Source organism: Halorubrum sp. B52 (genome assembly GCF_059752555.1).
The window spans coordinates 139,196-152,051 of sequence record NZ_MWTG01000012.1 but is presented as its reverse complement, the minus strand read 5'-3'; the positions used below and the strand labels follow the sequence as shown (position 1 = coordinate 152,051).

Genomic DNA, 12,856 nt, shown 5'->3' with positions numbered 1-12,856 from the left:
GAGTCGGCCTGAGATCGTCACTATCGTTGGATTTCGTTACGATCGCCGTCGGCGACCGTGACGGATTCGCGCTCGGGTCGCGGCGAGTCCGCGGTCGGTCGCGGCGCGCCCGTCCTCCCGCGCGCCGCCGACCCGAGCCGGCCAAAACGGCGACCGACAGAAGGCTTATCGGGGTCACCGCCCTCACGTGAGATATGGATAGAGACGACCGTGACGATCCGTTCGGCGATTTCTTCGAGGAGATCGAACGGATGATGAACGAGATGGCGGGCGGCGAACCGGGCACCGAGGACGCCGGCTTCGGATCGGCGACGCACGTGGACGCGTACGCCACCGACGACGGCGTGCGGCTCGTCGCCGACCTCCCGGCCGTCTCGAAGGACGAGCTCTCCCTGCAGTGCGACGGCGAGGCGCTCACCATCTCGGCGGCCTCCGACCGGCGGGAGTACGACGAGACCGTCGATCTCCCGGTCCCCGTCGACGAGCACTCCGCGAACGCGACGTTCAACAACGGCGTCCTCGAGGTCGCGTTCGACCGCGACGACGACTCCGCGTCGATCGACCTCGAGTAGCGGGTCGCCGCGCTCCCCCGGTCAGTTCTCCCCCGCTGCGGTCCGCTCGACGAGCCCCGCGAGCCGGTCGTAGAATTCCGGCTCGTACTTGGTCGCCGCGTCCACCGTCGGGCGCGCGTTGGTCTCGTTGACGACGAGCCGGTCGTCCGTCTCGAGCAGGTCGACGCCGAGGTAGTCGATCCCGAGGATCTCGGCCGTCCGCTCGGCCAGCTTCCGGGCTCGCTCCGGGAGGTCGACGCCGGTCGCCTCGGCGCCGCGGTGGACGTTGTGTTTCCACCGGCCGCGCTCGCGGGCGTCCGCGGGGAGCTCTCGGCGCACCGCACCGGCGTACGCGCCGTCGACGACCATCGCGCGGTAGTCGCGCGCGTCGGGGAGGAACTCCTGGATCAGGTACGACTTGTCGCCGGTCGCGCGGTAGTCGTGGACGAGGTTCAGGTAGTCGACGACGCCCAGCAGGGAGTCGAGGTCGCCGGCGGTCGCGACGCCGACGCCCCGTGTCGCCGAGTTCGGCTTGACGACGACGGGGTACGAGAACGGCGAGACCGCCTCGGCGACGACCGCCTCGTCGACCGGATTCGACACCAGCGTCGTCCGCGGCGTCGGGAGCCCGGCGTCGTCGAGCGCGGCGAGCGCGCCCGCCTTGTTCCGCGAGGCGAGGACGGCGTCGCGGCCGTTCACCCACGGCACCGACAGCCGCGCGTCGACGACGGCGCCCTCCATGAGCCGGGAGGGGTAGACGAAGCCGACGTCGAAGCCGTCGAACTCGCCGTCGCGACTCCCCTCGCCACCGTCTCCGCCCTCGGCGCGCTCCCCGCCCGAGACGCGGAGCGACCGCTCCTTCGCCCGCACGTGCTCGACGGCGATCCCGCGGTCCGCGAGCGGCCCGCGCACCCGGTCGAACGTCTCCGCGTCGGTCGTCATCGCGAGCCGAAGCATACGCTCGCTCGGGGCCGTTCGGACTTAAAAACGGTGCGGCGGTCGGCGGTCGCTCGTCGACGCCGCGGGGCGCCGGGGTCGGCCGCGCGGAGTCTCGGCGCCGCTCCCGTGGCGCAGCCGGCTCGCTTCGCGATTGCCCCGCGCTCGCGCTACTGCAGGTGGCCTTCCTCGCGGAGCTGCTCCGCCTCGCTCTTCTCGTAGCGCCACGCGATGTCGCCCTTCTCGTCTTGCCAGTCCCACGGCTCGACGAGGACGATGTCGTCCTCGCGGATCCAGACCCGCTTCTGCATCCGCCCGGGGATGCGCGCGGTCCGCTCCTTCCCGTCGGCGCAGCGGACGCGTACCCGGTTCGCGCCGAGCATCTCGACGACCTCCGCGAACACCTCGTCGTCGTCGGGCATCCGGAGGTCGTTTCGACCGTCGCCGTCTCCGTTGCTCATGCGTACGCGGTGATACGCGCTCCCGGAAATAAAAGGGCCGCTCTCCCCGCGGAAGCGCCCTTTTTAAACGCCGCGGCGTCGATCGGCGAATATGCGCGACACGCTCGGATCCACCGGTATCGTCGGCGTCGCCCTCGTCCTCCTCTCGGTCGGGCTGTTGACCGCGTACGACCCCGTCGTCGGCGGCGGGACCGCCCTCCTGCTGGCGGGGCTCGGGCTGATCGCGAAGGGCGTCGCCGACTCGGCGATGCGGACGTTCGGTCTCAAGTAACCGTCCCCCTCGTCTCGGACCGTTCCCGAAAGAGTGATAACCGACCGCCGACGCGGGGCGGTATGGTCGAAATACCCGCGGCCGCCGTCGAACTGGCGGAACTCGTCGCGGTCGTCATCGTGGCCGCCGCGGCCTCGGCGGCCGGCATCGTGCTCGAACAGTTCGGGCTCTCGGCGGCCTCCGCCGGCGACCTCGTCCTCGCCGCGTGGGCGGTCGGGATGGGGCTGCTCGCGCTGTACGTCGGCGTCGTCGCCCTCGGCTACGAGCAGGCGCTCCCCCGGCTACAGCGGCTCGCGGGCGGCGAGTAGGGCCGACGCGCAGTGGTCGCTCATCCGGTCCACGTCGCTCCCCGAGGAGGCGTACGGCTTCGAGGGGGGCACGTCGGTGCCGAACGACCCCATCGCGACGACGTTCGGCGTCGTCGCTCACGAACCGCTACACGGGCGCGGGCGACGTAGGTCCGGGAGCCGAGCGGTCGGGGTCCGGGCCACAACACCCTCCTTTTTACTCGGCGTCGACGAGGGTGGAGTCGTGGACGAAATACTCACGAACTGGCTCCTCGGTCTGATCGCCGCCCTCCTCGCCGTGCTCGTGCTCGACTCGACCGGGCAGTCGTTCCTCGACCCGCTCGCCCCGGTCGCGAACGTGCTCGCGCTCGTGACGTTCCTGGCGTTCGTGCTCCTGACGGGCGCGTTCCTCGTGTACACGGCGTCGTTCCGAAACGCGTAGGTCGCTCCCGCGGCGGTCCCACCGGTGCGGATACCTTTTTACTCCGCGTCCGTCTGGTCGCCGTATGGAGTACACCACGCTCGGCGACACCGGCACGACGGTGTCGAAGATCTGTCTCGGCTGTATGAGCTTCGGCGACCCGGACTGGCGCGAGTGGGTCCTCGACGAGGAGGCGGGGAAAGAGATCGTCGGGCGCGCCTTAGAGCTCGGGGTGACGTTCTTCGACACCGCCAACATGTACTCGAACGGCGAGTCGGAGCGCGTCCTCGGCGAGGCGCTGGAAGGCCACCGCGAGGAGACGGTCGTCGCCACGAAGGGGTACTTCCGGATGGACGAGTCGAACCCGAACTCGGGCGGGCTCTCGCGGAAGGCGATCGAACAGGAGCTCCAACACAGTCTCGACCGGCTCGGCATGGACGCGATCGACCTCTACCAGATCCATCGCTGGGACTACGACACGCCGATCGAGGAGACGCTGGCGGCGCTCGACGACGCCGTCCGCCGCGGCGACGTGCGGTACATCGGCGCCTCCTCGATGTGGGCCCACCAGTTCGCCGAGGCGCTGCACGCGAGCGACCGCGAGGGGTACGAGCGGTTCGCCACGATGCAGAACCACTACAACCTCGCGTACCGCGAGGAGGAGCGCGAGATGCTCCCCCTCTGTGAGAAGGAGGGGATCGGCGTGATGCCGTGGAGCCCGCTCGCGCGCGGCTACCTCACCCGGCCGCACGAAGCGGTCGACAGCACGCTCCGCGGCGAGACCGAGGAGCACCTCTACGAGCACCCGTACCGCGAGGGCGGCGGCCCGGCGGTCAACGAGCGCGTCGCGGAGCTGGCCGACGAGAAGGGCGTGAAGATGGCCCAGATCGCGTTGGCGTGGCTGTTCCACAAGGAGCGGGTCGACACGCCCATCGTCGGGACGACCAGCGTCGAACACCTGGAGGACGCGGTCGAGGCGCTCGACATCGATCTGTCCGCCTCGGACCAAGAGTGGCTGGAGGAGCCGTACGAGCCGGTCCGCGTCTCCGGACACGAGTAATCCGCAGACTCGCGCGATCGGCAGACCCGCGTGACCGGCGGCGACGGTCTCGCGCCCGTTTTAATCCCTTCCGTGGCGTTTTAGGAATTTAGTGATAAGCTATTACTGTGCCAACACGTACAACGGAAGCATGGGAGATGACGACGACCGGTCCCCCGTCCCATCGAGCACCGAGTACGCGCGCACCCGGACGCGGTGCCCGAACTGCGGCAACCGCGTGCCCGCGGTCGGTCGCGACGCGGAGACGACCGAGTGTCCGAACTGCCACCGGCCGGTTCGCCCCTGAGACCCGAAACGCCGCGACGGCGAGGCGAACGTCGCGATCGGGTACCTCGGTATAAACGCACCGTCGGTGCCCGAGCAACAACCCTTTTCGGCCGGGCTACCGAACCGAGACCCATGGCAGACGACGAGACCAACGACGCCGACGCCGGCGAGGAACAGGGTGGCACCGCCACCGAAGATCAGGGCGGCGACGCCGCCGAAGATCAGGGCGGCGACGACGCCGAAGAGAAGTCCTTCCGCGAGCGCGTCGAGGAGATCCGCGAGCGACGCGAGCAGGAGCGCGAGGAGGGCGACCGGCCCGATCCGGAAGAGATGATGGGCGGCGGCGGTCCGCCGGGCATGGGCGGCGGCGGTGGCGGCGGCAACCCGTTCGCGCAGATGATGTCCGGCATGATGGGCGGCGGTGGCGGTCCGGGCGGCGCCGGCGGCCCGCCGGGGATGGGCGGCGGTCCCGGCGGTCCGGGCGCACGCGGCGAGGAGGGCGGCGACCAGGCCGGCAACGAGGAGCTCGTGCGCGAGGTCCGCCAGCTCCGCGACGAGGTCCGCGACGCCACCCGTCAGCTCCAGCGCATCGCGCAGGCGCTCGAAGACGACTGACTCGGCGAGAGCTCTCGGACGTCGCGATTCTGCTTCGTTTTTGTACCCGCCGAAGCGGTGCGCCTGTCTCCCGATCGATAGCGGGAGTACGTCTCTCAGTGTGATGGTGTGGTCGTTTATGACGCGGAGCGTGGCGGTGCTGTCGACTACTTATGAGTTGGCGACGACTCCGCGGTGACAACCTCCAAAGCCCAGACCGCATACAACCCAACCTCACACCTCCCCAGCCTCGCCGCTCGCTCCGCTCGCGGCGTCCCTCGCGCGTGCTGCTCGGCCGCGAGACGGCCTCGCAGGCACGCGCCACCGCACCTCTCATTTATAAGCGACCATCGTTGTCGCTCGCGATCGTTTAAATACCGACCGTAGTCGCCGATCTGTAACACTCACTTTCGCTATCGATCGCACACTGCGCGTCACCGGCGATCGAACGCGTGAAAAATCGCACCGCGGGCGTCGAACGACCGATTCGCTACGCCGTCAGCACTCCGACCAGCCGCACGACTCGCACGTCTTGCAGCCCTCGGAGTAGTAGAGGTTCATCCCGCCGCAGTCGGGACACTCGGGCGACTCGCCCGCCGCGATGAGCTCCTGCATCGCGTCGTCGGCGCCGGCCGCGTCGTCCTCGGCCGCCCCGTTCGCGGTCGGGCCGTCGGTCGCCGCGCCGGCGTCGACCGCGCCGCCGTCGGTCTGGCTCGTCGGCTCGCTCGCCAGGTCGCGCTCGACGTCGTCGAGGCTCTGCTGTTGGGGAATCCCCTTGTCGATCTCGTCGTCGAGATAGCGGCGGAGCGCGGTGCCGATCGCGTCCGGGATCGACTGGATCTGCTCGCCTTTGTCCCAGGCGACCTTCGGGCTCCGGGTGCCCTGCAGCTCGTCGACGATCTCGTCGGGGTCCACGCCCGAGCGGAGCGCCGTCGAGATGACCTTCGCGAGCGCCTCCGTGAAGGAGTTGGTGTAGCCGCCGGAGTGGCCGATGTTCGCGAACAGCTCGAACGGCCGGCCGTTCTCGTCCTCGTTGATGGTGACGTACAGCTTGCCGTACCCCGTCTCGACGCGCTGGGTGACGCCGTTCAGCGAGTCGGGGCGCGGGCTGCGCTCGCTGTAGTCGATCCGCGGCTGCTCGCTCGCCTCCAGCAGGTCCGCGATCTCCGTGTCGATCGCCGCCTGCACGTCCTCGTTCTCGAGGAACGCCTCGACGCCGCCGAACACCTCGCCGATCTGCTCGACGATCGCCTCGGCCGCCTCGCTCTCGTCGGCGAACTCCGCGTTCTTCGCGCGCGTCGTGAGCACCTGCTTCGAGCGGGTGCCGTCGCGGTAGACGGTGACGCCCTTCCCGCCGTGGTCGTAGATGTAGCGGTACACTTCCTCCATCTCCTCGGCGGTGGCGTCGTTCGGGAAGTTACACGTCTTCGAGATGGCGGAGTCGACGCCCTCCTGGCAGGCGCACTGGACCGCCGCGTGCTGCTTACCCGAGAGGTCGCCGGTGACGACGAACAGCTCGCCGATCGCGTCCGGGACCGTCTCTAACCCGTCCACGCCGTCGAACTCGTTGGCCGCCATCTGCTCTTGGGCCTCCTCCTTGACGGCGTCGACGTCGACGTCGTTCTCCTCTAAGGTGCGCAGGAAGTAGTCGTCGAACTCGACGAGCATCTCGTCGCCCTGCACGTCGTCGGAGACGTTCTTGTAGTAGGCGACGTTGTAGATGGGCTCGCAGCCGCCGGTGGTGTTCCCGATCATCGACGTCGTGCCCGTGGGCGCGATCGTCGTCGTGTTGTGGTTGCGGATCGGGAAGCCGTCCGCCCACTCGTCGGCGTCGAGACCGGTGTAGTGTTCGAACCACTCGCGGTGCTCGGTGGGGTTCGCGTACTTCGACTCCTCCCAGTCGTTGAACGTCCCGCGCTCCGTCGCGAGCTCGTGGGAGGTCTGCTTCGACGCGTGGTTGATGTGGGTCATCAGCTGGCGGGCGACCTCGTTGCCCTCCTCGGTGCCGTACGGGATCCCGAGCTGGATGTACAGCTGGGCGAGCCCCATCACGCCCAGCCCGATCTTCCGCATGTCGCGGACCTTCTGCTCGATCTTCTCGACCGGGAAGTCCGACATCGTCACGACGTTCTCGAGGAAGCGCGTGCCGTAGTCGATCCGCTCGTCGAACTCCTCGAAGTCGATCGCCTGCTCGAGGAACGCCGACATGGCGGCCTCCTGCGAGTCGTACTCGTCCGCGTGCGCCTCGGACCAGACGCGCCAATCCGGCGCGTCCTGCGCCGCGAGCGTCGAGAGGTTGATGTGACCGAGGTTACAGGCCTCGTACTCCTCGAGGGGCTGCTCGCCGCAGGGGTTCGTCGCGAGGATGCGGTGGTCCGGGTGCTCCTCCACGTCGAAAGAGTGCTCCTTGTTGACGCGCTCGAGGTAGATGACGCCCGGCTCGCCGTTCTCGTGGGCGCCCTCGATCATGTCGTCCCACAGCTCCTGGGCCGGGATCGAGAGCTCCTCGCCGACCTCGACGTGCTCGCCGAGGCCGAACATGTCGTATATCTCCTTCGTCTCGGGGGTCGCGACGTGCGGCTCCTCCGTGCGGGGGTTGGTGAAGGTGAACTCCTCGTCGTTGTACAGCGCCTCCATGAAGTCGTCGGTGACGCCGACGCTGATGTTGAAGTTCGACAGGTGGCCCTCGACCGCGTTCCGGAGGTGTTCGGGCACCTTCCCGTCCTCGTCGATGAGGTCGCGCGCCTCCTCTAAGGCGTCCGCGAAGGAGTTGTGCGTGAAGTCGTCGGGGTCGTTCAGGCGGAGCGAGTGCGCCAGCGAGACGTCCTTGTTCTTCGAGTGGATGAACTGGATGACGTCGGGGTGCGAGACGCGCATGACGCCCATCTGGGCGCCGCGGCGCGCGCCGCCCTGCGCGATCGTCTCGCACATCTGGTCGAACGTCCGCATGAACGTGATCGGGCCGGAGGCGATGCCGCCCGTCGAGCCGACGGAGTCGCCGTAGGGGCGGAGCTTCCAGAACGCGTACCCCATCCCGCCGCCGGACTGGAACACCTCGGCCGCCTCCTTGGCGGTCTGGTGGATGTCGGTGATGTCGTCGTCGGGGGAGTCGACGAAGCAGGCGGAGAGCTGCTGGAGCTCGTCGCCCGCGTTCATCAGGGTCGGCGAGTTCGGCATGAAGGAGAGCTGCTCCATCCCGTCGCGGAACCGGTCCGCGGTCGCCGCCACGTGGTCGCGCACGCTCTCGGGGAGCTCGGGGACGACGGTGTCGTACGCGAACTTGTTGACGTTGTGCGCGGTGAGCGTCGCCTCCGCGTCGTCCTCGGCGGTGGTGCCGGCGCCGAACACTTCCTCCGCCAGTTCGTCTCGGCGGGGATGGTCGGGCTTCAGCTGGTCGGGCGTGACGGTGACCTCGACGCCCTGCTTCTCGGCCTCGAAGACGGCCTCCGCGAGCGCGACGTTGCGCGCGACGCGGTCGAACAGCTCCTCGGGGTTCTCGATCGTCTCGCCGTCCGCGTTCTTCCGGAGGTAACGCGCGGGCAGGATGTTGTGGTAGGCGTTGGCGGTGAGGCGTTCCTCCATCGTGTCGCCCGTGGTTCGTTTGATCGGCAGTTCGAGTTCGTCGGCGGCGACGCCGTCGCTGCTCATTCGACGGCCACCCCGCTCGGTTGACGTGCGTTCTGGCTCATTTAGTGTATACGTACTGTCGCAGCAGGCCCTTTTGTGTTCCGCTCCCGGCCCGGATAGGTGACTACCTGTTCGATTCGGTATGTAATTCCCGGTCCGCGTGTCTGACGCCGGATTCGATTACGTTACATCTGCACGTGTTCCGGACACATAAGCGTAGCCAGACCAGAGTGAAACTGATATCTGAGGCGAAAAACCGCAAGACGTGATCGCCGCCGCATCGGAACAAAAGGGGGGTCGCTAACCCCTCATTTTCGACGTTATGCTCCGTGTTACCGCGGTCACGGCCCTCGCGAGCGCAACCTCGTCGTCTCCCTGTCGCAGTATTTGCCGGCATACCTATCAGATTTCAATAATCGACGGCGCGGCGCCTCCCCACAAGCTTATGCCCGACGTGCTCGTGGGCCCGGACATGACCGCTTCGCTCGCCGCCGTGGCATCGTCGCTCCCGCTGCAGGCCGGCCTCCTCGCCAGCCAAGCCGGGCAGCTGCTCGTCGCCTTGGTCGCCGTCGCGATCATCATCGTCGTCGGCAAGTTCGTGCTGAAGCTCGCGTGGCGCCTGGTCACGATCGGGATCGTCCTCGTCGCCGCGTTCTTCCTGCTGTCGACGGCGGGACTGATCTAAAAATACGCTTCGTCCGGGTCCGGTCCGTCTCGGATCGCTCCGGTCATTCCGGCCGACCGACGGTCCGACTACTGGAACGCGGTGCCGGGCTCGGCGTCGGCGCGGTCGACCTCCGACCGCTGGAACTGCTTTTCGATCTCCTCGTAGCGCTCCCGCGTCTCGGGGGTGACGCTCGGGTTCACCTCGTCTAAGGCGTCCTCGAAGTGCGCCATCGTCACGCGGACGTTGCCGACGGACTCGCCGACCTCCTCGCGCGTGACGCTGCCGATGAACTCCCGAGAGGCGTTCATCGACGCCTCACGGGCCACGGCCTCGAGGTCGGCGCCGACGTACCCCTCCGTCTTCCGGGCGATCGCGTCGAGGTCGACGTCGTCGGCCAGCGGCTTGTTCCGGGTGTGGACCTCCAGGATCTTCCGGCGGGCCTCCTCGTCCGGCACGGGCACGTGCACGTGGCGGTCGAGCCGGCCGGGCCGGAGCAGCGCCGAGTCGATGAGGTCCGGGCGGTTCGTCGTCGCGATGACGACGACGTCCTCCAGCGATTCGAGCCCGTCGAGCTCGGTCAGCAGCTGGGAGACGACGCGCTCGCCGACGCCGGAGTCGCCGGAGTTCTTCCCGCGCTCGGTCGCGATCGAGTCGATCTCGTCGAAGAACACGATCGTCGGCGCGTTCTCGCGGGCCTTGCTGAACACCTCGCGGACGCCCTTCTCGGACTCGCCCACGTACTTGTTCAGCAGCTCCGGCCCCTTGATCGAGATGAAGTTCGACTCGCTCTCGTTGGCGACGGCCTTCGCGAGCAGGGTCTTCCCCGTGCCCGGCGGGCCGTACATCAGGACGCCCTTGGCGGCCTGCATGTCGAGCTCCTCGAACACCTCGGGGTACTCCAGCGGCCACTGGATCGTCTCGCGGAGCCGCTCTTTGGTGTCCTCTAAGCCGCCGACCTGGTCCCAGGTGACGTCCGGGACCTCGACGAACACCTCGCGGAGCGCGGAGGGCTCGATGCCCTTCATCGCCTCCTTGAAGTCCTCCTCGGTGACCTGAATGGAGTTCAGCACGTCGGCGTCGATCTCGTCGCTCTCTAAGTCGAGCTCGGGGCGGATCCGGCGCAGCGCGTGCATCGCGGACTCCTTCGCGAGCGACTCGAGGTCGGCCCCGACGAAGCCGTGGGTGTTCTCCGCGTACTCGTCTAAGTCGATCCCCTCGACCAGCGGCATGTTCCGGGTGTGGACCTGCAGGATCTCCTTGCGGCCGTCGCGGTCGGGGACGCCGACCTCGATCTCGCGGTCGAAGCGACCGCCGCGCCGGAGCGCGGGGTCGATGGCGTCGACGCGGTTGGTGGCGCCGATGACGACGACCTCGCCGCGCTCTTCGAGCCCGTCCATCAGCGAGAGCAGCTGGGCCACGACGCGCCGTTCGACGTCGCCGCCGGCCTCCTCGCGCTTGGGCGCGATCGAGTCGAGCTCGTCCATGAAGATGATCGAGGGCGCCTCCTCCGAGGCCTCCTCGAAGATCTCACGGAGCTGCTCCTCGCTCTCGCCGTAGTACTTCGACATGATCTCCGGGCCGGAGATGTTGTGGAAGCTGGCGTCGATCTCGTTGGCGACGGCCTTCGCGATCAGCGTCTTCCCGGTGCCCGGCGGGCCGTGGAGCAGGACGCCCTTCGGCGGGTCGATGCCGAGCCGCTTGAACAGCTCCGGGTGCCGCATCGGCAGCTCGATCATCTCGCGGACCTGTTCGAGCTCGCCGTCGAGCCCGCCGATGTCCTCGTAGGTGACGTCCGGGCCCTCGCTCGCGCCCTCGCCGCTCCCGCTCCGCTCGGCGAGCTCCTCGGCGGGGACCTCGGAGATCTCGATCTCGGTGTCGTCGGTGATGACGACCGTCCCCGACGGGGTGGTCGAAGCGACCTTCATCGGCACCGCCTGCGACTGGCCGCCCATCAGGCCGAACCCCATCGACGTGCGGATCGTCTGGCCCTCGGTCACCGGCTGCCCGGAGAGCTTGTCGCGGATGAACGGGGCGATCTGCCCGCGCACGCGGAGCTGGCTCGGGAAGGCGATCGTGACCGACTCCGCCCGGGAGACGTCGACCGATTCGACCGTCACGCGGTCGTCGATGCCGACGTTCGCCTCTTGGCGGAGCCGCCCGTCGATGCGAACGACGCCGCTCCCGTCGTCCTCGGGGTAGCCGGGCCAGACGCGAGCGATCGCGGCCCCGTCCGCGCCCTCGACGCGGACGATGTCGCCGCCGGAGAGCCCCAGCTCCTCGGCCGCGACGCGGTCGATCGCCGCGAGGCGGCGCCCGGCGTCCTTCTGCTTGAGGGGTCTGACGGTGAGCTTCATCGCTCGCCCTCCGTCGTGTCGTCCCCGGGCGTGTCGTCCGCAACCGTGCCGCCTTCGACCGTGATCACGCCGTTCGCGACCGCGGTCGACGCGGCCGGGCCCGGCAGTTCGAACTCCGACTCGACCGGCTCGCCGTCGCCCTCGACGACGACGATCGCCGTCTCGCCGACCGCGTCGACGCTCACGTTCGCGGCGTCGGCACCCAGATCGGCGGCGACGATCCACCCGTCATCGTACTCGAACCGGCGGAGCAGCGCGCCGTCGCCGGTCGATCGGGTCTGTTGGTGATTCATGCTAACTACAAGTTAGGCGCGAGAGTATTTAAACATGTCGCTAAAAACCGCATGACGTGAGATTCCACGGACGTATCGGTGGTGTTGCGGTTCGGGGTCGTTTCGGAGCGATCCGCCCGCCGCTTCCGCCCCGTCTCCTCCCCCAGAAGGCGCCGTTCGCCGGACGTTTATGACCGGGCGCGCGGGAGACGGGGACATGCAGCGAGTCACCCACGACGGCCGCGACACCGCGTACCGCGTCTCGGACCGCGGCGGCGACGGGCCCACGGTCTGTTTCGTCCACGGGAGCGGCGGGAGCAAAGACGTCTGGAAGGCGCAGGCGCGCCTGAGCGACCGGTTTCCGACCGTCGCGCTCGACCTCTCCGGGCACGGCGACAGCGACGGCGTCGACGCGCCGGCCGGGCCCGAGACGCTCGGCGCCTACGCGGACGACGTCGTCGCGGTCGCGGAGGCGACGGGCGCGACCGTCCTCTGCGGGAACTCCCTCGGCGGCGCCGTGGCCCTGTGGATCGTGCTGGAGCGCGACCTCCCGCTCGACGGACTCGTCCTCGCGGGCACGGGCGCGAAGCTCGCGGTCGCGGAGCCGCTGCTGGACGCGCTCGCGACCGACTTCGACCGGGCGATCGACCTGCTCCACGAGCCCGACCGACTCTTCCACGACGCGCCCCCGGAGTACGCCGAGCTCTCTCGGGCCGGCATGCGGGAGTGCGGCCGCGCGGTCACCGAGCGCGACTTCCGGACCTGCCACGCGTTCGACGTGCGCGACCGGCTCGACGAGGTCGCGGCGCCGGGGCTCGCGGTCGTCGGCGAGCGCGACGCGCTCACGCCGCCGGCGTACCACGACTACCTCGCGGACGGGATCGACGACTGCGAACGGGCGACGATCGAGGGGGCCGCGCACCTCGCGATGCTCGAACGCCCCGCGGCGTTCAACGCGGCGCTCTCGTCGTTCCTCGGGCGTCGCTCGGGAACATAAAAAAGACGGCGGCGGGGCTCGCGACGGAGCGGCTCCCGCGAGCGATGTCGCCGGAGCCGGAATCGGAAACGACGGGACGCCAGCGTCACGT

At 68.9% G+C, this 12,856-nt stretch carries 14 protein-coding genes; 9 read left to right on the top strand and 5 right to left on the bottom strand.

Translation table 11 applies throughout. The features are described from left to right. Positions 1–194 precede the first annotated feature (194 nt). Positions 195–572 carry an Hsp20/alpha crystallin family protein gene (locus tag B4V04_RS16520; RefSeq protein ID WP_498232797.1) on the top strand — a complete coding sequence of 126 codons (378 nt, stop codon included), beginning with the start codon at positions 195–197 and terminating at the stop codon, positions 570–572. 21 nt (positions 573–593) lie between these two features. Here B4V04_RS16520 and B4V04_RS16515 read toward each other — a convergent pair whose 3' ends face one another. Both B4V04_RS16515 and eif1A read right to left on the bottom strand, forming a co-directional pair. After that, entirely contained in the window at positions 594–1,508 is a 915-nt protein-coding gene (locus B4V04_RS16515) for an ATP-grasp domain-containing protein (protein WP_498232796.1), read from the bottom strand. A 149-nt stretch (positions 1,509–1,657) separates the two neighbouring features. Continuing rightward, positions 1,658–1,948: a translation initiation factor eIF-1A gene (eif1A, locus tag B4V04_RS16510; protein ID WP_094527997.1), complete on the bottom strand. Its 291-nt coding sequence runs from the start codon at positions 1,946–1,948 to the stop codon at positions 1,658–1,660. Between the two features lie 91 nt (positions 1,949–2,039). On the opposite strand from eif1A, the gene B4V04_RS16505 reads away from it, so the two are divergent. The 6 genes from B4V04_RS16505 to B4V04_RS16480 all read left to right on the top strand — a co-directional run bounded on the left by B4V04_RS16505 (position 2,040) and on the right by B4V04_RS16480 (position 4,869). After that, the gene (locus tag B4V04_RS16505) at positions 2,040–2,219 is read left to right on the top strand and encodes a DUF7470 family protein (protein WP_498232795.1); all 180 of its coding nucleotides are present in this window, start codon (positions 2,040–2,042) and stop codon (positions 2,217–2,219) included. 62 nt (positions 2,220–2,281) lie between these two features. Then, positions 2,282–2,527, top strand: coding sequence for a DUF8151 family protein (locus B4V04_RS16500; RefSeq protein ID WP_498232794.1), 246 nt, complete (start codon positions 2,282–2,284; stop codon positions 2,525–2,527). A 223-nt stretch (positions 2,528–2,750) separates the two neighbouring features. After that, positions 2,751–2,948: a hypothetical protein gene (locus B4V04_RS16495; protein ID WP_144798139.1), complete on the top strand. Its 198-nt coding sequence runs from the start codon at positions 2,751–2,753 to the stop codon at positions 2,946–2,948. 64 nt (positions 2,949–3,012) lie between these two features. Continuing rightward, the gene (locus B4V04_RS16490) at positions 3,013–3,987 is read left to right on the top strand and encodes an aldo/keto reductase (RefSeq protein ID WP_498232793.1); all 975 of its coding nucleotides are present in this window, start codon (positions 3,013–3,015) and stop codon (positions 3,985–3,987) included. A gap of 130 nt (positions 3,988–4,117) precedes the next feature. Next, complete coding sequence (locus B4V04_RS16485; RefSeq protein WP_498232792.1) at positions 4,118–4,273, top strand: hypothetical protein; 156 nt, start codon at positions 4,118–4,120, stop codon at positions 4,271–4,273. 113 nt (positions 4,274–4,386) lie between these two features. Next, on the top strand, positions 4,387–4,869 hold the full coding sequence (locus tag B4V04_RS16480; protein WP_498232791.1) for a hypothetical protein: 483 nt from the start codon (positions 4,387–4,389) through the stop codon (positions 4,867–4,869). A 477-nt stretch (positions 4,870–5,346) separates the two neighbouring features. On the opposite strand, the gene B4V04_RS16475 is transcribed toward B4V04_RS16480, so the two are convergent. Continuing rightward, a complete protein-coding gene (locus tag B4V04_RS16475; protein ID WP_498232790.1) occupies positions 5,347–8,496 on the bottom strand; it encodes an adenosylcobalamin-dependent ribonucleoside-diphosphate reductase in 3,150 nt (1,049 codons plus the stop codon). Between the two features lie 424 nt (positions 8,497–8,920). Here B4V04_RS16475 and B4V04_RS16470 point away from each other — a divergent pair, with 424 nt between their 5' ends. Beyond that, positions 8,921–9,160, top strand: a complete 240-nt coding sequence (locus tag B4V04_RS16470; RefSeq protein ID WP_498232789.1) for a DUF8029 family protein — start codon at positions 8,921–8,923, stop codon at positions 9,158–9,160. Positions 9,161–9,228: 68 nt separating this feature from the next. On the opposite strand, the gene B4V04_RS16465 is transcribed toward B4V04_RS16470, so the two are convergent. Both B4V04_RS16465 and B4V04_RS16460 read right to left on the bottom strand, forming a co-directional pair. Then, complete coding sequence (locus B4V04_RS16465) at positions 9,229–11,496, bottom strand: CDC48 family AAA ATPase (protein ID WP_498232788.1); 2,268 nt, start codon at positions 11,494–11,496, stop codon at positions 9,229–9,231. Then, on the bottom strand, positions 11,493–11,789 hold the full coding sequence (locus B4V04_RS16460; RefSeq protein ID WP_498232787.1) for a DUF7127 family protein: 297 nt from the start codon (positions 11,787–11,789) through the stop codon (positions 11,493–11,495). The genes B4V04_RS16465 and B4V04_RS16460 overlap by 4 nt, the downstream gene beginning before the upstream one ends. Before the next feature lie 196 nt (positions 11,790–11,985). Here B4V04_RS16460 and B4V04_RS16455 point away from each other — a divergent pair, with 196 nt between their 5' ends. Continuing rightward, the gene (locus B4V04_RS16455; protein WP_498232786.1) at positions 11,986–12,765 is read left to right on the top strand and encodes an alpha/beta fold hydrolase; all 780 of its coding nucleotides are present in this window, start codon (positions 11,986–11,988) and stop codon (positions 12,763–12,765) included. Positions 12,766–12,856: the final 91 nt, after the last annotated feature.

Coding starts and splice junctions, on each gene's coding strand:
- B4V04_RS16470 (WP_498232789.1), top strand. CDS start 8,921: ATGCCCGACGTGCTCGTGGGCCCGGACATGACCGCTTCGCTCGCCGCC.
- B4V04_RS16500 (WP_498232794.1), top strand. CDS start 2,282: ATGGTCGAAATACCCGCGGCCGCCGTCGAACTGGCGGAACTCGTCGCG.
- eif1A (WP_094527997.1), bottom strand. CDS start 1,948: ATGAGCAACGGAGACGGCGACGGTCGAAACGACCTCCGGATGCCCGAC.
- B4V04_RS16480 (WP_498232791.1), top strand. CDS start 4,387: ATGGCAGACGACGAGACCAACGACGCCGACGCCGGCGAGGAACAGGGT.
- B4V04_RS16485 (WP_498232792.1), top strand. CDS start 4,118: ATGGGAGATGACGACGACCGGTCCCCCGTCCCATCGAGCACCGAGTAC.
- B4V04_RS16520 (WP_498232797.1), top strand. CDS start 195: ATGGATAGAGACGACCGTGACGATCCGTTCGGCGATTTCTTCGAGGAG.
- B4V04_RS16455 (WP_498232786.1), top strand. CDS start 11,986: ATGCAGCGAGTCACCCACGACGGCCGCGACACCGCGTACCGCGTCTCG.
- B4V04_RS16490 (WP_498232793.1), top strand. CDS start 3,013: ATGGAGTACACCACGCTCGGCGACACCGGCACGACGGTGTCGAAGATC.
- B4V04_RS16475 (WP_498232790.1), bottom strand. CDS start 8,496: ATGAGCAGCGACGGCGTCGCCGCCGACGAACTCGAACTGCCGATCAAA.
- B4V04_RS16505 (WP_498232795.1), top strand. CDS start 2,040: ATGCGCGACACGCTCGGATCCACCGGTATCGTCGGCGTCGCCCTCGTC.
- B4V04_RS16515 (WP_498232796.1), bottom strand. CDS start 1,508: ATGCTTCGGCTCGCGATGACGACCGACGCGGAGACGTTCGACCGGGTG.
- B4V04_RS16460 (WP_498232787.1), bottom strand. CDS start 11,789: ATGAATCACCAACAGACCCGATCGACCGGCGACGGCGCGCTGCTCCGC.
- B4V04_RS16465 (WP_498232788.1), bottom strand. CDS start 11,496: ATGAAGCTCACCGTCAGACCCCTCAAGCAGAAGGACGCCGGGCGCCGC.